The sequence below is a fragment of the Pedobacter petrophilus genome (genome assembly GCF_009674725.1).
Classification (GTDB): Bacteria; Bacteroidota; Bacteroidia; order Sphingobacteriales; family Sphingobacteriaceae; genus Pedobacter; species Pedobacter petrophilus.
In genome coordinates this window covers 171,901-194,604 of record NZ_WKKH01000002.1, presented here as the reverse complement: position 1 = coordinate 194,604, position 22,704 = coordinate 171,901, and the positions used below count along the sequence as shown (strand labels likewise).

The window sequence follows — 22,704 nt, the reverse complement described above, 5'->3', positions numbered from 1 at the left end:
TATGAGCATTCAATATTTATCAAATGAGGATGGGCAAATTACCGCGGTCCAACTTTCTATTGACGATTGGGAAAAGATTAAAAACATGTATCCAGAAGTGGAATCAATTGATATTTCTTTACCGGAATGGCATCAGGAAATTTTAGATTCTAGATTGCAATCAATAGCCAAAAATTCAAGTAAAATTGAACCTTTATCAGCGTTAATGAACGAATTCGATCAATAATGAACTTTAGTGTACATTTTTTAGATAAGGTCAGATTAGATATAAGGGAAGCTAAAGAATGGTACAAAAACAAAAAACCGGGATTAGAAAAGCGCTTTGCACAAGAGATTAAAAAAGCAATAGCCAGAATTCAGAAAAATCCTGAAATTTACGAACTCAAGTATAAAAACGTCCGTTCAGCTTATACAGGTGTTTTTCCTTATTCCATCTATTTCATCATCAATGATAAACTTAGTCAGGTCGTAATCATTGCCATTTTGCATCAGGCCCGTAATCCGGCACTTCAATACGATAGAAATAAATAGTTTGCGAAATCGTTTAAAAATGAGTGTTTGTGAAAGGTTCTTTGCAAATACTTATAATAATTTAAATACAATACCATCAAATAATCAGTATGCAGAAATACATTTTAACCTTATTATTAGCAACACTTTCCTTTTCCATCTTCGCCCAGGAAAATTACTTCCAGCAAAAATTAACCTACAACATTGATGTCACTTTAAATGATAAAAATAAATCCTTAAAGGGTTCGGAAACCATTACCTATAAAAATAATTCGCCTTCAACACTCGATTTTATCTGGTTTCATATCTGGCCAAATGCCTATAAAAGTGAATCAACGGCGCTTTTCAAACAGATCAGGAACGACACTTCCCGTAAGGAAAAGCTGAAAAACGTAACCTATGGCAGTATCGACGGACTAAACTTCAAGGTTAATGGTAAAGCAGCAAAAACGGAAGCGCATCCAAATCCTGAATACATTGATATTATTAAAGTGCTGTTGCCAAATCCATTAAAATCTGGAGATTCCATTTCCATTTCAACTGATTTCAATGTACAGCTTCCGAGTTATTTTTCACGTTCTGGTTATGCCGATACCGAATTTATGGTGACGCAATGGTACCCAAAACCTGCAGTATTTGATAGAAATGGCTGGCATGAATTCCCATACCTGGATATGGGTGAGTTTTACAGTGAATATGCAGATTACAAGGTAAACATTACGCTTCCATCTGCTTACGTGGTAGGTGCAACCGGCACACTCCAAAATGCAGATGAGTTAAAAGCTTATAAAGCTATCGGTTCGAAAAACACAGCCAACCGCAACAATCAACCAGTAATCTACAGCCCTACTCAAAAATCTGCGACAAAAACACTTACCTATTCCATCAGCAATGTACCTGATTTTGCCTGGTTTGCGGATAAAGATCTGGTGATTCAATATGATACGGTACAACTGGCATCGGGCAAAGTTATTGATGCATTTAGCTATTATCACAACAAGAAAAACACGCTTTGGGTAAATAGTATCGATTACATTAAAGATGCCACCAAAAAATATAGTCAGTGGATTGGTGAATATGAATACCCTGTAGTACAGGCCATTGAAGGACCAAAAAATAATGCCAGCGGTGGGATGGAATATCCAACGATTACATTAATTACCAGCCCGGATGCAAAGAAGGAAACATTGGATGGCGTAATTACACATGAGGTCGGCCATAACTGGTTCATGAGTATGCTTGGCAGTAATGAAAGAATCCATACCTGGCAGGATGAAGGCTTCAATACTTTCTATCAGTTTAGGTACGAAGCAGAGAAATACAAATCGAATTCTATTTTCGGTGATGCCATTCCCGAAAAAATTAAAGCTTTACCTACCGATCAGTTTTTAGCCAGCATTTATGGAGCATTATCTAATGTACCAATGGAATCTGCAATCGAAACGCCTGCGGCAGACTTCAAAACTTCAGAAGAGTATGGCCTAATCTCTTATGCCAAAACAGCATTATGGTTATACCTGTTGCAATCGCAAATCGGAAAGGAAAAATTCGACAAAGCATTTCAGGATTATTTTAAAGATTGGAAAAACAAACATCCAACACCAGCAGATTTTAAAGCTTCAATGGAAAAATCTCTTGGTGTAAATTTAGATAAGTATTTCGCATTGTTAAATCAGAAAGGGAAGTTTTAGAAGTGGGGTTTGAGTTTTGAGTTCGAAGTCTGGAGTTGGCTTCAGAGCCAATTAGCTAACTTAAATAAACTATAAATCTGCCTTGCATAAAAGTTAAATAAAGCAGCAATGAAATAAATAACAATTGTTGCATAATCATTGATATGTATTAGCCACATTCAAACAGGCATCTAGACAACTGAAAGTCATTTACAATATTCTCTTATCCATTCCAAAATGATAAAAACCCTTCCAAAACGGAAGGGTTTTTTTATGCCCGAAGCTTTGGTTTCAATCAAAAACACAATCAAAGCGCAATAAATCAAGCACTTACAAAAAAGTATTTTTCAACGGCACGAGAGTTGGCAACAGGCCTTTTATAAATCAATAAGTTATGATAATTATCCTGTTTCTAATTCTAATCCTGCTCTGTTGGGCAATCTACCTCTCTATTGATTGGTTTGAAAAAATCTAAAGAAAATGTTAGCACTATTCATCATCGCAATCGCCGTATTTATCTATATGATTTACGTACTGATTAAACCAGAAAAATTTTAACTCAGAAAATAGAATTTGTAAATAAAGAATAGAATTTGGAGACCTCTATAACACTCCGGCTATTATCATTTTCAACTGACTATTTCCATTACAAAAGAAAAATGAACACTGAATTAACCGGCATCATTGCCACATTTTTACTCACCTTAATTATCGCCATCCCTCTGGGGAAATATCTGGCAAAGGTTTTTGCAGGAGAAAAAGTCTGGACAGATTTTTTGAAACCCTTGGAAAACATCATCTACAAACTTTCAGGCATCAACGTGAAAGAACAGATGAACTGGAAACAACAACTAAAAGCCCTCCTTACCATTAATATGCTATGGTTGGTTTACGGTTTTTTTATTTTGATTTTCCAGGATAAACTACCTTTTAATCCTGATGGTAATCCAGGAATGACGCCAGATTTGGCTTTTAATACCATCATCAGTTTTGTAGCCAATTGTAACCTTCAACATTATTCTGGCGAAAGCGGCGTAAGCTACCTCACCCAGCAATTCGTATTGATGTTTTTGCAATTCGTTAGTGCTGCCACGGGGATTGCCGCAGCTGTAGTTTTATTTAAAGCTTTCAGAGATAAAACCGCCACACAACTTGGTAACTTCTGGGAATTTTTTGTGAAAGCAATTACCCGTTTATTATTGCCATTATCAATGGTGATTGCCTTAATATTAACATTTAATGGTACACCAGCAAGTTATGAAGGCAAAGACCAATTCGTTTCTATGCAAGGCGATACCGTAAATGTTTCCCGCGGACCAGCGGCACAAATGATTGCCATAAAACATTTGGGAACGAATGGTGGTGGGTATTTTGGTGCAAATTCTGCCCACCCACTCGAAAACCCAAGTTACTTAACCAACATGGTGGAAATGATTGCGCAAACTATCATTCCTATAGCAATGATTATTGCCTTTGGATACTTCATTCGCAGAAAAAAGTTAGCCTGGACCATCTTTGGCGTCATGACGATTGGCTTATTAATGTTGATGATTCCTACCCTGACCTCTGAATTAGGCGGCAACCCGGCTTTAGCAAAAATGGGAATTTCGCAAACTACAGGTGCCATGGAAGGCAAGGAAGTAAGGTTTGGTCCTGCAGCAACAGCTTACTGGAGCACATTAACCACCGTGATTTCAACAGGGTCGGTAAACGGAATGCATGACAGTACGATGCCATTAACAGGCTTATGGCAGCTACTCGCCATGATGATTAACGCAATTTATGGTGGCTGTGGCGTTGGTTTGTTAAATTATTTTGTTTACCTGATTATTGCCGTATTTATTTCAGGATTAATGGTAGGCAGAACACCAGAATTTTTAGGTCACAAAGTAGAGGCCAGGGAAATCAAAATTGCTGCCATCGTTACCTTATTAAGTCCGTTTTTAATCCTGGCTGGAACAGCAATCGCCACTTACGTTTTTACCAACCACGGCGATGCAGCCTGGGCTGTTCAACCGAAAGCATGGTTAAATAATCCCGGGTTCCATGGCTTCTCCGAAATGCTTTACGAGGTTACTTCTTCTAACGCCAACAATGGTTCTGGCTTTGAAGGTTTAGGTGACAATAATGTTTTCTGGAATGTTTTAACAGGCGTAATTATCTTCCTTGGTCGTTTCTTACCGATTATCGGCCCAGTCGCAATTGCAGGTTTGCTAGCCAGCAAAAAGTTTATTCCAGAATCTGCAGGAACACTTAAAACCGATACCAAAACATTTGCGCTGATGACTTTCGCTGTGATTTTAGTATTAACCGCATTGTCTTACTTCCCTGCTTTGGCTTTAGGGCCCTTAGCGGAATACTTTACTATTCTAAAATAAATCAAAATGTCATTCTGAGCTTGTCAAAATGCACTAATTCTTCGACAAGCTCAGAATGACAAACTGCAAAACAAATCTGTGAAATCATTTTAATCTTGAAATCACTTTAAAACATAAAAAATGAAACCCAATAATAAATTGTTCGAACCTGCTTTAATGCAAACTGCATTAAAACAATCTTTCATCAAATTAGACCCACGGGTAATGGTTCGAAACCCGGTGATGTTTACTGTTGAAATCGGAACAGTGGTTATGGCCTATGTTACCGTGTATTCTTTCAGCCACAGCGGACAAGGTTCTCCGTTATATAATTTCTTCATCTTTCTGGTGCTCTTACTAACAGTATTGTTTGCCAATTTTGCAGAGGCAATTGCAGAAGCAAGAGGTAAAGCACAAGCAGATAGCTTACGTAAAACAAGAGAAGAAACACCTGCTAAAGTACTTTTGGAAGATGGTACAATAGAAATCCGTTCGTCCAATCAGTTAAAAAAAGGCGATGTTTTTGTTTGCGAAACAGGCGATACCATCCCAACAGATGGAGAAATTATTCAAGGCATTGCAACCATCGATGAATCGGCCATTACCGGAGAATCTGCCCCTGTAATCCGAGAATCTGGTGGCGATAAATCATCGGTAACTGGTGGAACAAAGGTTTTATCAGATGAAATCAAAGTACAAGTAAGTACTGCTCCAGGTGAAAGCTTTCTGGATAAAATGATTGCTTTGGTTGAAGGCGCATCGCGTCAGAAGACACCAAACGAAATCGCCTTAACCATCCTTTTGGCTAGTTTTACACTGGTATTTATCATTGTATGCGTAACGCTTAAACCTTTCGCAGATTATGCTAATACCCCAATTACCATTGCCTCATTAATCTCTTTGTTTGTTTGCCTGATTCCAACCACCATCGGAGGGTTATTATCCGCCATTGGCATTGCCGGGATGGACAGGGCATTAAGGGCGAATGTAATTACCAAATCTGGTAAAGCGGTAGAAACTGCTGGTGATATAGATGTTTTGCTTCTGGATAAAACCGGAACCATCACCATCGGGAACCGTAAAGCAACCAACTTCTATCCTACTGCTGATGTAATCATTAAAGATTTTACCGATGCCTGTGTGTTAAGTTCATTAGCTGATGAAACCCCGGAAGGAAAATCGATTATTGAATTAGCAGCAGAACAGGGTTTTAAAAACGCAGGAACTCCAGCTGGTTCTACATTTATCAAGTTTACTGCAGAAACCCGCTCTAGCGGATTAGATACCCTTGATGGTAGAAGAATTAGAAAAGGGGCTTTTGATTCCATCAGAAACATTGTTGAAAAGGCTGGAAATATTTTTCCTTCAGATATTGAAGACCATGTTAAAGCCATCGCCACCAACGGCGGAACACCATTAGTGGTTTCAGAAAATGAGAAGGCTTTAGGGGTTATCGAATTGCAGGATATTATCAAACCCGGCATTAGCGAACGTTTCGAACGTTTGAGGAAAATGGGGGTTAAAACCGTAATGGTTACTGGCGATAATCCTTTAACGGCCAAATACATTGCTGAAAAAGCAGGTGTAGATGATTTTATTGCAGAGGCAAAGCCCGAAGATAAAATGAATTACATTAAAGATGAGCAGGCTTTAGGGAAATTGGTAGCCATGATGGGTGATGGTACAAATGATGCTCCAGCGCTTGCACAGGCTGATGTTGGCGTGGCCATGAATAGCGGGACTCAAGCTGCAAAAGAGGCAGGGAATATGGTTGATTTGGATAACGACCCTACCAAATTAATTGAAATAGTTGAAATTGGTAAACAGCTGCTAATTACAAGGGGAACCCTTACTACCTTTTCGATTGCTAATGATGTAGCCAAGTATTTCGCGATTGTTCCTGCCTTGTTTATTGCCTCAATTCCGGCATTGCAGCATTTAAACATTATGGGTTTACATTCGCCCGAAAGTGCGATTATGTCCGCGGTAATTTTTAACGCCATCATCATCCCGATCTTAATTCCATTGGCTTTGAAAGGTGTAGCTTACAAACCCATCGGGGCAACGGCTTTGCTTCGCAGAAACTTATTTATTTACGGAATCGGGGGCGTTGTCGCACCATTCATCGGGATCAAATTAATTGATCTGGTAATTGGATTATTGGTTTAGAATATAAAAAGAAAGCGGGAAATGAAGAATAGGAAATAGACATAAAGTCGAATATTGAATACAAAAAATGCATCATATTGGCCACCTATTTCCGCTGCCCTGTTTCCGCTCACAAATAATTAAAATATAATATCATGAAAAAATACATCATACAATCTATCCGCTTAACCTTGGTTTTAATCGTATTGTTATGCATCATCTACCCAATCAGTATTGCCCTTGCAGGCAAACTTTCTAAAGGAAACGGTAGCGGAGAAAAAGTCATTAAAAATGGAAAAACAATTGGCTATGCGTTGCTTGGTCAATCCTTTACCAAACCAGAATATTTTTGGGGCAGACCATCTGCCGTAAACTACAATGCCGCGGGTTCTGCCGGCTCAAACAAAGGCCCCTCTAATCCCGATTACTTAAAAGATGTTCAATCCAGAATTGACACCATTTTAAAATATAATCCGGGATTAAAAAAATCTGAAATTCCAGCGGATATGGTTACAGCATCTGGAAGTGGTTTAGACCCAAATATCTCTGAGCAGGGTGCGGCCATTCAGATTGTAAGAGTAGCCAAAGCACGAAAAATCAGCGAACAAAAAGTAAAAGAATTGGTGGCAATGAATACCATAAAACCACTAATTGGCTTGTTTGGACCATCATCCATAAATGTATTGAAATTGAATTTAGCACTGGATAATTTGTAATCAATTAGCAGTTTACAGTTTTTAGTCCCCCCAGCATTTATACTGGAGCGCAGCGAAATGGAGAAACCTTTGAGGTTACTATATGCTTTCTGAAAAGATTTCTCCATTAAGGTCGAAATTACGACCAAAAAATAAAATTATCCCGAAGCACATCACTTTATCAAAATGAAAAAACTATTTATTTTTAGTACTATATTAACAGCAACGTTAAGCGCCTTCGCTCAAGACCAGCCTAAAGTTAAATTCTCTGGCTATCTGGAAACGTACTATGGTTATGATTTCAACAAACCATCAGATCACAATCGCCCTGGTTTTATTTATTCACATAACCGTACCAATGAAGTTAACCTCAATTTAGGATTCGTTAAAGCTGCCTATGAGAGTGGATCAATCCGTGCAAACCTGGCTGTAATGGCTGGAACCTATGCGAATGCCAATTTATCAGCAGAACCTGGCGTTTTGAAAAATATTTTCGAAGCAAATGCCGGAGTAAAATTATCGAAATCAGAAAACCTGTGGATTGATGCCGGTATCTTTTCATCACACATCGGTTTCGAAAGTGCCATTTCTAAAGATTGCTGGGTATTAACCCGAAACATTTCTTCAGAAAATACACCTTATTATGAATCAGGAGCTAAAATTACATACGTTACTAAAGATGGCAAACTTACCGCAACATTGCTTTACCTAAATGGGTGGCAAAAAATAACCCGTATAGATGGCAATAACAAGCCTGCTGGCGGAATGCAGTTGACCTGGAAACCAACAGATAAAATCACTGTGAATTACAGCAATTACTTAGGTACTGAGGGTGTCGATTCTGTTCGCGTAAACCGTTTCTATCATAATATTTATGGCGTCTTTCAAGTTACCGAAAAATTCGGATTAACAATGGGCTTTGACTATGGAACGCAACAGAAAGTAAAAGGGAGCAGCGATAAAAATGAAGTTTTATCACCAGTAGCCATTGCGCAATATAAATTCGCACCAAAATGGGCTGTTGCGGGCCGATTCGAATATTATGAAGATAAAAATGGTATTTTTATTTCTAGCGGAACACCTAATGGATTTAAAACAAAAGGTTATTCCCTGAACGTCGACTACGCTCCAATTCCAAATGCGGTAATCCGTTTGGAGGGTAAAACTTACGATAGCAAGGATAAAATTTTTGCAAGAGCGAACAATTCCGTGAACGCAAATACAACCTTGACAACAAGCATAGCTATAGCGTTTTAAAATATTGCCACGAAAGCACGGAAATCACAGTCAATCTGTGTTTCCGTGGCTAAAAAAAATATCAATGCAACAAAAAGACGATTCGGTTAAAAAGTTTCTCGAGCTGATTAAAAAATCACACAGGGGAAAACTCAAAATCTACATTGGAATGAGTGCTGGTGTGGGTAAAACCTATCGGATGCTGCAAGAATCTCATGCTTTGTTGCGCAATGGCATTGATCTTTGCATCGGTTATGTAGAAACACATAAAAGAGCAGAAACTGAGGCTTTGGTTGCCGGGTTACCCGTAATTCCCAGAAAAAATATTTTTTACAGGGGAAAGGCAATAGATGAAATGGATCTGCAAGGTATTCTGAATCGGCATCCGGAAATTGTGCTGGTGGATGAGTTGGCGCATACCAATGCTGAAGGCAGCAAAAATGCAAAACGCTGGCAGGATGTTTTTGATTTACTGGAAGCTGGCATCAGCGTGATATCTGCGGTAAATATTCAGCATCTGGAAAGTATTAATGAGGAAATAGCGCACATCACGGGCGTAAATGTTACCGAAAGGATACCTGATAAAATATTAGAACTGGCAGATGAAATTGTAAATATTGATCTAACTGCCGATGAGCTGGTGACACGTTTGAAGGAAGGGAAAATTTATGATCAGTCGAAAATTGAAAATGCCTTAAACAACTTCTTTCAGTCCGATAAAATACTACAGCTGAGGGAACTCGCGCTGAAAGAGGTGGTACATCAGGTAGAGCGGAAAATCCAGATCGAGATCCCCAAATCCATCAAACTCAGAACCGAAAGATTTTTAGCATGTATCTCATCTAATGCCGAAACAGCAGCTGGAGTGATTAGAAAAACAGCAAGATTAGCCTCTTACTACAGGTCTCCGTGGGTTGTTTTATATGTGCAAAGCGATGCCGAAAGTTTCGATAAAATTAAACTTGATAAGCAACGGTATCTAATTAACCATTTTAAGCTGGCTACAGAGTTAGGTGCCGAAGTAATTAAAATAAAAAGCAATCACATTACACAAACGATTATTGATATGGCAGTAGAAAAAGAAATTACCACCATTTGTATCGGTAAGCCACATTTAAATATATTTCAGATTATGATGCGAACGGCGATATTTAATCAACTGTTGCGTAATTTAGCGGCTAAGGAGATTGATTTAGTGATACTTTCTTAGGCGTTAACCGCAAAGAGCGGAAAGAAAGGCGCGAAGAGCGCTAAGTTGAAGAAGTTAACTGCAGCGTGAACAGAGAAATGGTATAGAGATAAAAGCGGAGATTTTTTTACTGCGCTCATAAATTCTCTCCTTCCCCTCTGTGAAGAACTCCACATTCTCTGTGATAAAACATCAACAATGGAAAATAAAAATGAAATTTTAAACCCATAGCTTTGCGTTCCTTTGCGAAAAACTCTCCGCTCTTTGCGGTCAAAACATTAACCAATAAAAACCAATTTTAAACCCATGGCTTTGCGTCCCTTTGCGAAAAACTCTCCGCTCTTTGCGGTCAAAACATTAACCATAAAAACCAATCTTAAACCCATGGCTTTGCGTTTCTTTGCGAAAAACGCTGTGCTCTTTGCGGTTAAAAAACAAAATCATCATGAAAATTAAAACCAAGCTTCGCCTCGGATTCGGGTTTCTCTTTATAATCGTTCTATCCTTCGGATTGATTGCCTTATTCTTCCTGAATGAGCTTTCAGATAAATCGAAAATCATTTTGAAAGACAATTATAAATCGCTGAAATATGTTAGCACCATGCGGAAGATAATCGATGAAAACACATTTCCATTATCGATCAAAGCGGCACAGGTTTTTGAACAAAATCTAAGAAACGAAGGCACTAACCTCACAGAGAATGGAGAAAAGATGGCCTTTCAAAAGTTGGAAAACACATACAAAGCACTAAAATCATCCGCTACAGGGATAAAGGAAAATAGCATCAAAAATCTTCGCTCGGCACTTCAAAACATTGAAGCAGTGAACATGAAAGCCATTTACGATAAAAACGAGATGGCGAACGCAGCAGCTGCAAGCGCAAATTTATACATCTCAATTGCGGCAGTTTTGAGTTTTTTAATCCTTTTTACATTCATCGTTAATTTCCCCGGTTTCGTTGCCAACCCGCTCGCTGAATTTAGTTCTGCTATTAAACAAATCAGCAGAAAAAATTATAAACAAAGGCTCCATTTTAAAAATCACGATGAGTTTACCGAACTGGCTGACGCTTTCAATGGCATGGTGGTTAAATTGAACGAATGGGAAAACAGTAACCTATCCAAAATTAAATCCGAGAAATCGCGTATTGAAGCCATTATTGCACAAATGCAGGATGCGATTATTGGTTTAAATGAAAAGGGCGAAATCCTGTTTTTAAACCATTTGGCAGCACAGCTGATGGATTTGAATGCAGAAAAAATTATTGGTCAGAATGCAGCAGAACTGATAAAGAAAAATGAACTTCTTAAAAGGATTATTAACCCCGAAACAGCAGATAATACCTTGAAAATTTATGCCGATGAAAAGGAATCTTATTTTTTATTGGAGCATAGAGAAATCATCATCCCCAACTATGAAGATCAAGATGAAAAAACCTTGAAATCATCTGTGAGATCTGCAGGAAGCGTTTTCGTATTGAAGAACATTACCCAATTTAAAGAACTTGATGAAGCCAAAACCAATTTCATCGCAACGGTTTCGCATGAACTTAAAACACCCCTATCTTCTATCAAAATGAGTTTGAAACTGCTGAATGATGAACGGGTAGGATCGATGAATGAAGAACAGGTTCAATTGCTAATGCACATAAAAGAAGACAGTGACAGGTTACTGAAAATAACCAGCGAACTGCTAGATTTATCGCAGGTAGAAACAGGAAACCTGAAGCTTACTTTGGCCCTTACTAAACCAGAAGATATTGTCCAATATGCGGTAGATGCCGTAATGTTTCAGGCAGAACAAAAATTGATTAAATTCGAAATTAATTGCAATAAAAACCTCGCTCAGGTAAATGCAGATATTCAAAAAACCGCCTGGGTTTTAGTTAATTTTTTATCGAATGCTTTACGTTATAGTTCAGAAAAATCAAAAATAGTTATTGATGTTTTTCAAAAGGATAAATCTATACAATTCTCTGTTAAGGATTATGGAAAAGGCATTGAGGAAAAATATCAGAAACGCCTATTTGAAAGATATTTTCAGGTTCCTACCGATGGACAAAACAAATCTGGCTCAGGCTTAGGACTTGCAATTTCAAAAGATTTTATCGAAGCAGAAGCTGGAAAAATATGGGTAATAAGTGCAATTGGCGAAGGTAGTAAGTTCTGTTTTTCCCTGCCGGTAGTGGACTAGCGCTGAACTACATAATAATAATAATAATAATAGCCCAGGGTTGAAACCCTTGGCATTGAAATAAATATGCATTAAAACCATATAACATTGCCTTGGGTTTCAACCCAAGGCTGTTAGAAATGTTTATTAAACAAAAAAACGCCCAGGGTTGAAACCCGGGGCTGTGAAATAAACATGCATTAAAACCATATAACATTGCCTTGGGTTTCAACCCAAGGCTGTTAGAAATATTTATTAAACAAAAAAACGCCCAGGGTTGAAACCCGGGGCTGTGAAATAAATATCAATTAAACATATAACATTGCCTTGGGTTTCAACCCCAGGCAATTAGATAAACATTTTATAAACAAAAAAACGCCCAGGGTTGAAACCCGGGGCTGTGAAATAAATATGCATTAAACCGTATAACATTGCCATGGGTTTCAACCCATGGCTGTTAGAAATATTTATTAAACAATATAGGGTTCCATTTCTTTATCAATACTTTTTCTTAACTCCATGAGCTTAATTGCATAACCATGCATGGCATTTTCCTTTTCTGTTTTTGGTTTAAATGAAGGGATCACTTTGGGTTGCCCTTCTTCATCAACTGCTACGAAAACGATAATGCAGTGGGTATTTTTAACGAAATCTGATTTCCCTACAGGCTTTGAGTAAGCATCTACTGCGATGTGCATACTCGTTTTACCTGTGTAAATAATCCGGGCTTCCATTTTTACCAGGTGGCCGATATGAACTGGCCTAAAAAACCGAATGCCGCCAACATAAACCGTTACACAGTAAGAGTCACTCCATTGCAAAGCGCAAGCAAACGCCGCCTGATCAATCCATTTCATCATCATGCCACCATGCACTTTACCACCATAATTAACGTCTGATGGTTCGCTTAGAAACTGAAGTTCGATGTGATTTTTTGTTTTTGACATGTTTGGTTGGTTTAATATTAACCGCAAAGTACGCAAAGCTAAAGCGCAAAGAAAGCTAAGTTAATTGTAATTTAAAAAACTTCAACCCAATTGTTCTTAAATTATTCTTTAAATCTTTGCGAAAAACTCAGCGTTCTTTGCGGTTAAATTTGCAATTCTAATTTGCTATAATACTAATCGCATATCCGCCACCCGGTGCACAATACTGCGATAACTTCGTTTTATTGGTTACCTGAATTTTACGAATAGTGTAGGCCTTTGGATTCGTTTCATAATGCGCATCTTTTGCATCAGCGTAAATAGTTGCCGTATATTTTTTACCAGCATCTAAAAAGCTGAAATTAATGTTAGATGTGCGGGCTTCCTCATCATTTGTACGCCCAACAAACCAATTATTTTTTCCTTTTGCTTTACGGGCGAAAGTAATGTAATCTCCGGGCTCGGCCTCTAAAACTTTAGTATCGTCCCAATCAACAGCAACATCCTTAATAAATTGAAACGCATCCATATACTTATTATAAGTTTCAGGTAAATCTGCTGTCATTTGCAACGGACTATACATGGTTACGTAAAGCGCCAGCTGACGGGCAAGTGTAGTGTGAACGAAAGAATTATTTTCAGGATTATAAGCACTTACCTTCGTTTCAAAAATACCAGGTGTGTAATCCATCGGTCCGCCAATTAAGCGGGTAAAAGGCAAAATCGTAGTATGATCAGCATTGTTTCCGCCAAAAGCTTCATATTCCGTTCCACGGGCAGATTCGTTTCCAATCAAATTCGGATACGTGCGCGCTAAACCTGTCGGACGAACAGCCTCATGCGCATTAACCATAATTTTGTATTCTGCTGCTTTTTGAATGGCATATAAATAATGATTGTTTAACCACTGCCCGTAATGGTGTTCCCCACGAGGAATCATGTTACCTACATAGCCGCTTTTCACTGCATCATAACCATTTGCTTTCATAAACTTATAAGCGGTATCGATATGGCGCTCATAGTTACGAACCGACGAAGAAGTTTCATGATGCATAATCATTTTAATGCCTTTACTTGCTGCATAGCGATGTAATTCCTGAACATCGAAATCCGGATACGGTGTTACGAAATCAAAAACATAATCTTTTGTTTTCCCAAACCAATCTTCCCAGCCCTCATTCCAACCTTCCACTAAAACAGCATCTAAACCATTCTTCGCTGCAAAATCGATATATTCCTTTACATGAGCCGTATTGGCCGCATGTTTACCGTTCGGTTTTGTCTTTGAGTAATCAGTTACCCCTAATTGCACGCTGGTTAAATTGTTATAAGCCCAGGTACTTTTACCAGTGATCATCTCCCACCAAACGCCAACATATTTGATCGGTTTTATCCAGGAGACATCTTTGAATTTTGTTGGTTCGTTCAGGTTGTAAGTTAGCTTAGACGTTAAAATATTACCCGCCTTATCGCTTACAATAATGGTTCTCCATGGCGATAAACAGGGTGCTTGCATATAGCCTTTATCTCCTACTGCATCAGGCGTTAACCACGATTCCAGGACCATGTTTTTATCATCAAGATTTAATGACATTAAAGAATAGTTAATCAAGGCAGCTTCATGGATATTGATATACAATCCATCTTTGCTCTTCAACATTAAAGGTGTTTGCAAACCTGTAGGAGAGAACGTAGTTTGCGAAGCATTTGGCGTAACTGCTTCTTTCATTTTTGCACGAACTTCAGATAAGTTTGAAGTCGTGGTGCTATATTCCTGGGTGTCGTAATCGCCGGGCAACCAAAAAGCTTTGTGATCACCAGCTAAAGCAAACTGTGTTTTTTCTTCTTTAATTACAAAGTAATCCAGATTCTTCTGCTCAGGAAATTCATATCTAAACCCAAGGCCATCGTTAAATAATCGCAAACGAACAATGATATAACGGTTGGTTTCCTGCTGTGTTAATGTTATCGCCAACTCATTATAGTGGTTGGTAATCTCTTTAACTTCACCCCAAACAGGCTTCCATTTTTCGTTAAAAGTTAACGTTTTACTATTTGTTATAGAGAAGCCATTCGCTAAAGATTTCCCCTCTTTAAGTTCCAAACCAAGTTTACTCGTTTTAATTACCTCTTTACCCTTATATTTCAAACTATAAGTTGGCACGCCACCTTCGGCAATAGAAAATTTTGCCACCAGGTTTGCATCCGGAGATTTTAATTCCTGTCCGGAAACAGGGCCGGCAAAAAGGCTAAATAATGCGATAAACAAAAGTTGAGAGATGTTAAAGGCTTTATTTTTTTCGTTTTTATTCACTGTAATAATTTATTTTTAATTCTTTAAAGTCTTCATTTTAATCCTTCGGATAAATCATTTTAATTGCTTTAAGAGGCTCTTTCCATTTCGCTATGCTCCAATCGAAATGACGATTATACAAGTTATATGCAATGGTTCAATCCTCTAAACCATTTAGAACAGATCAGTTTAGATGTTCTCAGATTCCTTAGATGCAAAGATGATTTTAATCCAGTAACAAATCCTCATCATCAGTTAAACTCAATTGAATGCTGTCGTTTCCGGCGATCCCTTCGATAGAGCCACGGATGTGCGTTGCATTTAGCAATACTTTTTCGAGTTGTTTCTCACGGGCTTTCCACAAACGTTCCATGGCATCGCGTTCCCGCTGGATAGATAACTTCATACTCATAAAACCTTCACGAATCGCTTTCCATTGCTCGGAGAATTCTGCGCCTGTTAAATAATCGTATAGCATATGCATCTTATCGCCACGGTTTTCTTGTGATTTCATTGCAGTTGATAAACGGAGAATACCATCGCGAAGCATATAAGCAACGGCGTTAACTTCTTCAAAAGAACAAATCCAGACACCATCACGTTGCCCGAAACAATCCATTCCTTTAGGGTAACACTGGCTTACGATTACCGCAACATCAACCCCCATGCTGCGCATGTCTTTTTTGAGTTTTTCTATCCAATCGCCACCAAAATCCTTGGTCCGCTTGCTCTCATAAATAATTTTACCGCATTCCTGTCCGAACTGGTTGCGCACCACCTGAACACAATCTGCGCCACGAACCCCTTTTCCAACCTCTTCAATCATATCAAAAGGGAAGTTACTCCGCAATAGCTCTTCCAATATCAATTCCTGCACTTCACCTTGCAACTGCATACTGCCCTGCTCCGCTTTGCGCTTCATTTCTTCAGCCAGTTTTTTCTGATCATCAAGTTGTTTCTCAAGTTCCCTCAAACGCAATTGATGTTCAGTATCTTTAATGCTATTTTTCTCTGCCTCCTGCTTACGGATTTGCTCCACCAATTCATTGCGCTGCTCCTGCATTTTCCGCTGAAAAGCTAGCTCCATTTCCTCTTCTTTTAGCTTCAGACTTTGCTCTCGACGCAGAAATTCCAATTCTTTCTCTCGTGCAAGTTTTAATTTTTCTTCATTATCTTTTGCATTGCCTTCCAGCATTTGCAATTTAGTTTCGAAATCGGCAGCAATACTTTTGCGTAGGTTTTCTTCTAAATCATCTTTTAATTTGGTCTTCTCAGCTGCAAGTTTCAGATCGAAAGCTTTTTGCTGAAGTTGCTTTTCATTCTCCATCGCAGCAAGCTTACGCTGAAATTCTTCGTCCTTCTGTTTAGTAAAAGTAACCATTTTCTCACGCAGCTCTTTCTTATAATCTTCGGCCATTGCTTCTTCCATAGGAAAAACATGGGCACAACTAGGACATTTAATTTCGGTAGCCATAAATAATTTCACTTCAGAAAAAACTGAAGTTATACAAAGATATTAAAGCTTTTCAGGTTTATGTAAACGAGTTTTGCACCTTTTTAAAGCACTTTGGATCTCACCTCATGTCCAACAGTTAAAATTTTACTCACCGGGCATTTAGATGCAATGTCTTCCAATCTGCTTTTTTGTTCATCTGTTAACTGGCCAGTACAGGTGATCACTTCAAAAAATACAGTTTCACCATTCTCGGTATCGATATTAACCTCAACCTCGATTTTTTCAATCGGCCATTCTTTACGATCGGCATACATCCTCAAGGTGATGGCTACACAAGATGCCAAAGATGCCATGAGCAATCCCTTCGGTGCAAAACCTTTATTTGTTCCCCCTAAATCGAACGGCTCATCTACCACAATATCGTGTGTGCCATTGGTTACCGAACAAGCATAATGTTCTTTATTTATCGTTGCTTTTACCATCTTTCTACTTCTGTTTTGGATAATAAACTTAATCAATATTATGCGCTATCCTATCTGATTTAGATTTCTCCAAACATTCTCAACTAGCAATTGTTCTTTTTAAAAACGCATAGTTATGAAATACAGAAAGTTAATCGGAAAATATTTAGTACATAAATCGAACAACAATGCTCAAATTGCTTTGGCATTAGTAGCAGGTTTAGCGGCAGGTGCCATTGTAAGTGTTTTATTTGCACCAGATAGTGGTGCTGGTACAAGAGAAAAAATTGCTGGTGGTGCAAAAACTCTACGTTACGGCTTTAAGGATAAATATAACTTACTAAAGGAGAAAGTATTCGGTGTTGAAGCGATAGAAGAAGATATTGTTGAACATGAAGTGCCACATTTCAAGCAAAAGCCTGTAAAGAAGCCAAAATCAGATATTAAAGAAATTATTGAACATGCACATGAAAATGTGCAAACAGACGAAGGACAAGGATAATTATTAACTAAGGTAGATACGCTAATTTAATTACATTTGGTTTTGAAACCGCCAAATGATATTTATTTTTTCAAAAATCTTAATTTTTATTTTACAACCCATTGTTTGGGTGTTTGTAACCTTATTATTTAGTCTTTTTTCGAAGAGTAAAATACGCAAAAAAAATCTTTTGATTTTCGCTGTTATTTTACTCTTCGTTTTCTCCAATCGTTTTTTAGCAGGTAAAGTTTATAATTTTTATGAAGCTGAATATCCCAAAAAAAAGAAGTATGATGTTGGCATATTATTAGGTGGGTTCTCAAAATCTACGCAAAGCGATGAATTTGCTGTGAATGAAAGGGGTGACAGGCTTGTTCAAACCATTTATTTATACAAGACTGGTATCATTAACAAAATTTTAATAAGCGGAGGTTCAGGCAAGCTGATTGGTTCAGAATCTATTGAAGCGGATTTAACTTCAGATTATTTGAAAAAAATTGGCATTCCAGATACGGCGGTGATAATAGAAAATAAAAGCAAAAATACGATTGAAAATGCAAAGTATAGCCTTGTTCTGATTAATAATAACAAGCCAAATTCATCTGTGATGGTTATTACGAGTGCTTGGCATATTCCTCGTTCAAAAATGATTTTCAATAAAGTCTTTAACCGTGAACTTGATTATTATCCTACAGATTTTATTGGAAAGGCACATTACAATATTTCAGATTATTACCTTCCGGATGCGGGTACGTTAAGCTACTGGGAATATATCCTGAAGGAATGGGTTGGCCTCATCGTAGATAGAATACGAAGTTAACATTACTTTAATCTCAAAATTTAACTCAACTCAGTCGCCTGACGCATATTATCCCTCAATTGCTTTCCAAAGTATATCTTTTAACTCAAGGATATTTTTTTCTGCTACAGATGAAATAAAAATTGATGGAATACCTGGTAAATCCTGTTTCATTTCGGCTATTAACTCTTCATCTAACATATCAGATTTAGTGATGGCCAACACATGCGGCTTCTGCATTAATTCTGGATTGTATGATTCTAACTCACGCTTTAGAATTTCGTATTCCTCTTTGATTGATCTGCTGGTATCTGCCGGAACCATAAATAACAGGACAGAATTACGCTCTATATGACGGAGGAACCGATAGCCCAAACCTTTTCCTTTGGATGCACCTTCGATAATTCCGGGAATATCAGCCATTACGAAAGATTTTCCGCCGCGGTAACTTACAATTCCAAGATTAGGTACAATGGTGGTAAACGGATAGTCGGCGATTTCTGGTTTTGCAGCAGAAACTACAGATAGTAAAGTGGATTTGCCTGCATTCGGGAAACCAACCAAACCAACATCTGCCAGCACTTTAAGCTCCAGAATGTTCCATACTTCTTTACCTTGCTCGCCTGGTTGTGCAAACCTAGGCGTTTGCTGTACAGAGTTTTTAAAATGTGCATTGCCTAATCCGCCACGGCCGCCCGGTGTTAAAATCTTTGTTTCACCGTGTTTGGTAATTTCGAAAAGCACTTCCCCTGTTTCTGCATCTTTAGCAATTGTTCCAAGTGGAACCTCTAAAATTTCGTCTTTACCCTGCCTGCCGAATTTATGAGAACTTCCGCCCGCTAATCCATCTTCAGCAATAATATGCTTGCGGTATTTAAGGTGTAATAATGTCCAGATGTTGCTACTTCCTACAACAATGATGTGGCCTCCACGACCGCCATCACCACCATCAGGACCGCCCATTGATGTTAAAATATCACGATGTAAATGTGCAGAACCCGCCCCGCCTTTACCAGAACGGCAACAAATTTTTACATAATCTACGAAATTCGAACCCTGCGACATATTATTTACGATTTTAGATTTACGATTTTAATTGCAAAAATCGCTAAAAAACAAACATCCGCAAAAAACAACTAATGCTTTTTTTGCGGATGTTCAGATTTAAAATATGGTATTAAAATTTATCAATAACCGAACAGAGATTACTATAAACTGTTTCTATTTCACCAATTCCGTTTACTTTTTCTAACTTTCCCTGCTCCTCGTAGTAAGGTAAAACATGAATGGTTTTTTCGAAGTATTCTGAAATACGTTTTTTCAACTTTTCTGCATCATCATCTGGTCTGCCACTCACTTTATGGCGCTCAGCGATGCGTTTTGTTAATTCTACCTGATCAACATCTAAAGCAATAACACCGGCAATACTACTGCCTTTACGCTCCAAAAATAAATCAAGTTCTTTTGCTTGTGGAACAGTGCGTGGAAATCCATCGAATACAAATCCTTTTGCATCAGGATTTTTATCTACTTCTTCCTCAAGCATCGCTATTGTAATCGCATCCGGAACCAATTCTCCATCAGCTAACAATTGACTAACTTTTTTTCCTAACTCTGTTTCTCCTTTAACGTGTGCTCTAAAAAGATCGCCTGTTGAAACATGTACTAACTGATATTTCGCAATCAGTTTTTCAGATTGGGTGCCTTTACCCGCCCCTGGAGGGCCAAAGAGAACTAAATTAAGCATTAACGTGGTTTAGGTTATCTTTAAAATTAAAAAGCCTTATTCCTATGGCTATACAAAGAAAGTTAAACACAAAGTGTTGCCTTTCAAGGCTGCAAATATATAATTATTAATTTAGATGGCATTTATTATTCAAGTTTTATTTAAAAACAAGCCAGTTTAAATCGTATCTAAATTATTTCAAGAAGAACCTAAGGGATTATGTATCTTGAACTAAATATCACAAGGATTTGATGCTGATTTAGCAAATGAAATTATAAAATTGTGGTTTTGATTAGCTTAGACGTAATAATTAGACATCTATTCCTATCAAATGAAACTGCTCAATATCAAATATTAAGATAGATTATGATATTGTTATATTATTATAGGTTAATAAGCATCAATAGTATGAAACATCATCACCGTTTTACCAAACTCTTCGTGGCCCAATTAAGACTGCTCTCCTTACATCATTTCTTTTACAAAAGGATAAAATAAAGAAAAATAGAGTCGTTTTTGCATCGCTCTATAAATAGAATGTACCTCTCTAGAAACCCACTAAGGATTTATATAATGCAACATTTCAATTATTTTTGCAGCCGGAATAACAGATGATATTTTCATGAAAAAGCTTATTATCCCAAAAACATGAAAAATAAGCAGATTTGAAACTATCTATTTTACCGATATTCAAACTAATAGCTAAAATCTTCAATATAATTTTCTTAATATTTGAGATGCTTAATTAAAATAATGACAATAGGTAAATTCTTTAAATAGGTAAGATTGTAGGTGACTAGAAAATATTAAGGCACAAGGGTGTGATTAGTAATAACGTTGTTGAACCTAGCTTAAAACCCTGTAAACAAAAAAAGAGGACTTCAAATTGAAATCCTCTTTCTGTGCACTTGTAGGGATTCGAACCCCAAACCTTCTCATCCGTAGTGAGATGCTCTATCCAATTGAGCTACAAATGCGTTTTCCGTATCGTTAACGGACTGCAAAGGTATAATTTGAGATTTTAATTTCCAATTAATTTTTAAAAAAAATCTCAGATTTTTCTCGCAATAATGCCACTATGCTTTTAAGGCATCATCAATCGCTTTAAAATCAGGCAATTCACCTGCATCTTCTAAAACTTCAGCATATGCAATTTTACCTTCCTCATCGATCACAAAAGCGGCTCTTTTGGAAACACCTTTTAATCCAAATACAAATTCAGGATAAAAAGCACCATAAGCTTCTGATATCTCTTTATTGAAATCAGACAACAATGGGAATTGGTAATTCTGAACTTCTTTGAACTTCGCTAAAGAAAATGGAGAATCAACAGAAATACCTAAAACCTGGGCATTTATCCCTTCGTAAAAGCTAAAATTATCTCTCATCGTACACAATTGCGCTGTACAAGTACCTGTGAAAGCCATCGGAAAAAAGTGAATAATAACTTTTTTACCTTTGAAAGCTGATAAGGATACTTCTGCCAAATCAGAACTGTATAATTTAAAATCCGGGGCTTGATCGCCAATTTGTAATGACATATAATATATATTAGTGTTTATTATTTTAATGGACAATGTTCATAAGTGCAATAGTTCATTAACGTTTACCCATTGCAATACAATATAAAGCATAGAATTAATATTAAATAAACTAATGCCTTTTAAGCTGCTCATCTACCATTTTGAGTCCTTCCTCAAAACTATGTGGATTATATTTCAACTCCTTAATTGCTTTATCTAATATGAAGCCTGTTTTACCGGGGCGTTTGGCAATCTGGTTTAAACTTACCGAACTTACTTCTAAAATTAACGATTGATCCAGCAACCAATAATCGGCAACTTTTCTTACTAAATCTGCAATACTCATATAATCTTTACCCGAGATGTGGTAAATGCCTTTCGCATTATTCTCAGCAACCAATAAGCAAGCCTCCGCTAAATCTTCCGCTAATGTTGGTGTCCGCCATTGATCATTCACCACATTAATCGCCCCCCCTTTCTCCAATGCACCCTTTGCCCACAACACAATATTGCTCCGGCTCATATCATGAGTTATCCCGTAAACCAACACCGTTCTTAAAATAGTCCAGGCTGCATTTGATTTCTGCACCGCGACCTCGGCAAGCAGTTTAGTTTCTCCATAGTAACTTAGGGGATTTGGCTTATCACTTTCCAGATACGGACCATCGGCGCCATCAAATACGAAATCGGTGCTCAGGTGTATAAAATGAATGTTTTGATCTTCGCAAAGCGATACCAGATTCTGAGTTGCTGTTACATTCAATTGATAACACCATTCTTTATTAGCCTCACTCGTATCCACATTGGTCATCGCTGCCGTGTGAATAACCGCATCAGGTTTATATTTTACCAACACTTCTTTAACTTGAATAGCATTTAGAATATCCATTTCAGCATATTCGTAACCGCCATTTACAGGAAATCGGTTTGCACCTTTAGCAGTTGCAATTAAGTTTACCCGCCCTTCAGTTAAGATTTTTTCGGTAATTTTTTGACCAAGAAGGCCATTACTACCGGTAACTAAAATAGTTTTCATTTGAAGATTTTGAGGTTCGAAAATA

20 protein-coding genes and 1 tRNA gene are annotated in these 22,704 nt (G+C 37.7%); 12 read left to right on the top strand and 9 right to left on the bottom strand.

Annotated features, from left to right (window positions below):
- Position 1: 1 nt before the first annotated feature.
- The 10 genes from GJU39_RS02070 (at position 2) to GJU39_RS02025 (ending at position 11,999) form a co-directional block, all read left to right on the top strand.
- On the top strand, positions 2–226 hold the full coding sequence (locus GJU39_RS02070; protein WP_154279025.1) for a hypothetical protein: 225 nt from the start codon (positions 2–4) through the stop codon (positions 224–226).
- Positions 226–531 carry a type II toxin-antitoxin system RelE/ParE family toxin gene (locus tag GJU39_RS02065; RefSeq protein WP_154279024.1) on the top strand — a complete coding sequence of 102 codons (306 nt, stop codon included), beginning with the start codon at positions 226–228 and terminating at the stop codon, positions 529–531. The genes GJU39_RS02070 and GJU39_RS02065 overlap by 1 nt, the downstream gene beginning before the upstream one ends.
- 89 nt (positions 532–620) lie before the next feature.
- Positions 621–2,201: a M1 family metallopeptidase gene (locus tag GJU39_RS02060; protein ID WP_154279023.1), complete on the top strand. Its 1,581-nt coding sequence runs from the start codon at positions 621–623 to the stop codon at positions 2,199–2,201.
- Positions 2,202–2,660: 459 nt separating this feature from the next.
- Positions 2,661–2,738, top strand: coding sequence for a potassium-transporting ATPase subunit F (locus tag GJU39_RS24155; protein WP_082468366.1), 78 nt, complete (start codon positions 2,661–2,663; stop codon positions 2,736–2,738).
- Between the two features lie 101 nt (positions 2,739–2,839).
- Entirely contained in the window at positions 2,840–4,558 is a 1,719-nt protein-coding gene (gene kdpA / locus GJU39_RS02050) for a potassium-transporting ATPase subunit KdpA (RefSeq protein ID WP_154279022.1), read from the top strand.
- A gap of 120 nt (positions 4,559–4,678) precedes the next feature.
- Positions 4,679–6,706: a potassium-transporting ATPase subunit KdpB gene (gene kdpB / locus GJU39_RS02045; RefSeq protein ID WP_154279021.1), complete on the top strand. Its 2,028-nt coding sequence runs from the start codon at positions 4,679–4,681 to the stop codon at positions 6,704–6,706.
- Between the two features lie 134 nt (positions 6,707–6,840).
- On the top strand, positions 6,841–7,401 hold the full coding sequence (locus GJU39_RS02040; RefSeq protein WP_154279020.1) for a K(+)-transporting ATPase subunit C: 561 nt from the start codon (positions 6,841–6,843) through the stop codon (positions 7,399–7,401).
- Between the two features lie 165 nt (positions 7,402–7,566).
- Positions 7,567–8,637: a porin gene (locus GJU39_RS02035; protein WP_154279019.1), complete on the top strand. Its 1,071-nt coding sequence runs from the start codon at positions 7,567–7,569 to the stop codon at positions 8,635–8,637.
- A 64-nt stretch (positions 8,638–8,701) separates the two neighbouring features.
- A complete protein-coding gene (locus tag GJU39_RS02030) occupies positions 8,702–9,826 on the top strand; it encodes a sensor protein KdpD (RefSeq protein WP_154279018.1) in 1,125 nt (374 codons plus the stop codon).
- A 424-nt stretch (positions 9,827–10,250) separates the two neighbouring features.
- Positions 10,251–11,999, top strand: a complete 1,749-nt coding sequence (locus GJU39_RS02025) for a HAMP domain-containing sensor histidine kinase (RefSeq protein WP_154279017.1) — start codon at positions 10,251–10,253, stop codon at positions 11,997–11,999.
- Between the two features lie 449 nt (positions 12,000–12,448).
- On the opposite strand, the gene GJU39_RS02020 is transcribed toward GJU39_RS02025, so the two are convergent.
- The 4 genes from GJU39_RS02020 to GJU39_RS02005 all read right to left on the bottom strand — a co-directional run bounded on the left by GJU39_RS02020 (position 12,449) and on the right by GJU39_RS02005 (position 17,135).
- On the bottom strand, positions 12,449–12,925 hold the full coding sequence (locus GJU39_RS02020) for an acyl-CoA thioesterase (RefSeq protein WP_154279016.1): 477 nt from the start codon (positions 12,923–12,925) through the stop codon (positions 12,449–12,451).
- A gap of 157 nt (positions 12,926–13,082) precedes the next feature.
- Complete coding sequence (locus GJU39_RS02015) at positions 13,083–15,218, bottom strand: glycoside hydrolase family 97 protein (protein WP_342448165.1); 2,136 nt, start codon at positions 15,216–15,218, stop codon at positions 13,083–13,085.
- A gap of 205 nt (positions 15,219–15,423) precedes the next feature.
- On the bottom strand, positions 15,424–16,671 hold the full coding sequence (locus GJU39_RS02010; protein WP_154279015.1) for a DUF2130 domain-containing protein: 1,248 nt from the start codon (positions 16,669–16,671) through the stop codon (positions 15,424–15,426).
- Between the two features lie 83 nt (positions 16,672–16,754).
- Positions 16,755–17,135, bottom strand: a complete 381-nt coding sequence (locus GJU39_RS02005) for an OsmC family protein (RefSeq protein WP_154279014.1) — start codon at positions 17,133–17,135, stop codon at positions 16,755–16,757.
- Positions 17,136–17,250: 115 nt separating this feature from the next.
- Here GJU39_RS02005 and GJU39_RS02000 point away from each other — a divergent pair, with 115 nt between their 5' ends.
- Together GJU39_RS02000 and GJU39_RS01995 are read left to right on the top strand one after the other, a co-directional pair.
- A complete protein-coding gene (locus GJU39_RS02000) occupies positions 17,251–17,616 on the top strand; it encodes a YtxH domain-containing protein (protein ID WP_154279013.1) in 366 nt (121 codons plus the stop codon).
- Positions 17,617–17,785: 169 nt separating this feature from the next.
- Positions 17,786–18,415, top strand: coding sequence for a YdcF family protein (locus tag GJU39_RS01995; protein ID WP_167515630.1), 630 nt, complete (start codon positions 17,786–17,788; stop codon positions 18,413–18,415).
- A 48-nt stretch (positions 18,416–18,463) separates the two neighbouring features.
- Here the strand turns inward: GJU39_RS01995 and obgE are convergent, their stop codons facing one another.
- The 5 genes from obgE to GJU39_RS01970 form a co-directional block, all read right to left on the bottom strand.
- On the bottom strand, positions 18,464–19,459 hold the full coding sequence (gene obgE, locus GJU39_RS01990; protein WP_154279011.1) for a GTPase ObgE: 996 nt from the start codon (positions 19,457–19,459) through the stop codon (positions 18,464–18,466).
- 112 nt (positions 19,460–19,571) lie between these two features.
- Positions 19,572–20,141 (bottom strand): adenylate kinase, encoded by a 570-nt coding sequence (locus GJU39_RS01985; protein ID WP_154279010.1) that lies wholly within the window; start codon positions 20,139–20,141, stop codon positions 19,572–19,574.
- 882 nt (positions 20,142–21,023) lie between these two features.
- Positions 21,024–21,097 (bottom strand) — tRNA-Arg (locus GJU39_RS01980).
- Between the two features lie 99 nt (positions 21,098–21,196).
- Complete coding sequence (locus GJU39_RS01975; RefSeq protein ID WP_154279009.1) at positions 21,197–21,661, bottom strand: redoxin domain-containing protein; 465 nt, start codon at positions 21,659–21,661, stop codon at positions 21,197–21,199.
- A 112-nt stretch (positions 21,662–21,773) separates the two neighbouring features.
- The gene (locus tag GJU39_RS01970; RefSeq protein WP_154279008.1) at positions 21,774–22,679 is read right to left on the bottom strand and encodes an SDR family oxidoreductase; all 906 of its coding nucleotides are present in this window, start codon (positions 22,677–22,679) and stop codon (positions 21,774–21,776) included.
- Between the last annotated feature and the right edge of the window lie 25 nt (positions 22,680–22,704).

Coding starts and splice junctions, on each gene's coding strand:
- GJU39_RS02070 (WP_154279025.1), top strand. CDS start 2: ATGAGCATTCAATATTTATCAAATGAGGATGGGCAAATTACCGCGGTC.
- GJU39_RS02065 (WP_154279024.1), top strand. CDS start 226: ATGAACTTTAGTGTACATTTTTTAGATAAGGTCAGATTAGATATAAGG.
- GJU39_RS02060 (WP_154279023.1), top strand. CDS start 621: ATGCAGAAATACATTTTAACCTTATTATTAGCAACACTTTCCTTTTCC.
- GJU39_RS24155 (WP_082468366.1), top strand. CDS start 2,661: ATGTTAGCACTATTCATCATCGCAATCGCCGTATTTATCTATATGATT.
- kdpA (WP_154279022.1), top strand. CDS start 2,840: ATGAACACTGAATTAACCGGCATCATTGCCACATTTTTACTCACCTTA.
- kdpB (WP_154279021.1), top strand. CDS start 4,679: ATGAAACCCAATAATAAATTGTTCGAACCTGCTTTAATGCAAACTGCA.
- GJU39_RS02040 (WP_154279020.1), top strand. CDS start 6,841: ATGAAAAAATACATCATACAATCTATCCGCTTAACCTTGGTTTTAATC.
- GJU39_RS02035 (WP_154279019.1), top strand. CDS start 7,567: ATGAAAAAACTATTTATTTTTAGTACTATATTAACAGCAACGTTAAGC.
- GJU39_RS02030 (WP_154279018.1), top strand. CDS start 8,702: ATGCAACAAAAAGACGATTCGGTTAAAAAGTTTCTCGAGCTGATTAAA.
- GJU39_RS02025 (WP_154279017.1), top strand. CDS start 10,251: ATGAAAATTAAAACCAAGCTTCGCCTCGGATTCGGGTTTCTCTTTATA.
- GJU39_RS02020 (WP_154279016.1), bottom strand. CDS start 12,925: ATGTCAAAAACAAAAAATCACATCGAACTTCAGTTTCTAAGCGAACCA.
- GJU39_RS02010 (WP_154279015.1), bottom strand. CDS start 16,671: ATGGCTACCGAAATTAAATGTCCTAGTTGTGCCCATGTTTTTCCTATG.
- GJU39_RS02005 (WP_154279014.1), bottom strand. CDS start 17,135: ATGGTAAAAGCAACGATAAATAAAGAACATTATGCTTGTTCGGTAACC.
- GJU39_RS02000 (WP_154279013.1), top strand. CDS start 17,251: ATGAAATACAGAAAGTTAATCGGAAAATATTTAGTACATAAATCGAAC.
- obgE (WP_154279011.1), bottom strand. CDS start 19,459: ATGTCGCAGGGTTCGAATTTCGTAGATTATGTAAAAATTTGTTGCCGT.
- GJU39_RS01985 (WP_154279010.1), bottom strand. CDS start 20,141: ATGCTTAATTTAGTTCTCTTTGGCCCTCCAGGGGCGGGTAAAGGCACC.
- GJU39_RS01975 (WP_154279009.1), bottom strand. CDS start 21,661: ATGTCATTACAAATTGGCGATCAAGCCCCGGATTTTAAATTATACAGT.
- GJU39_RS01970 (WP_154279008.1), bottom strand. CDS start 22,679: ATGAAAACTATTTTAGTTACCGGTAGTAATGGCCTTCTTGGTCAAAAA.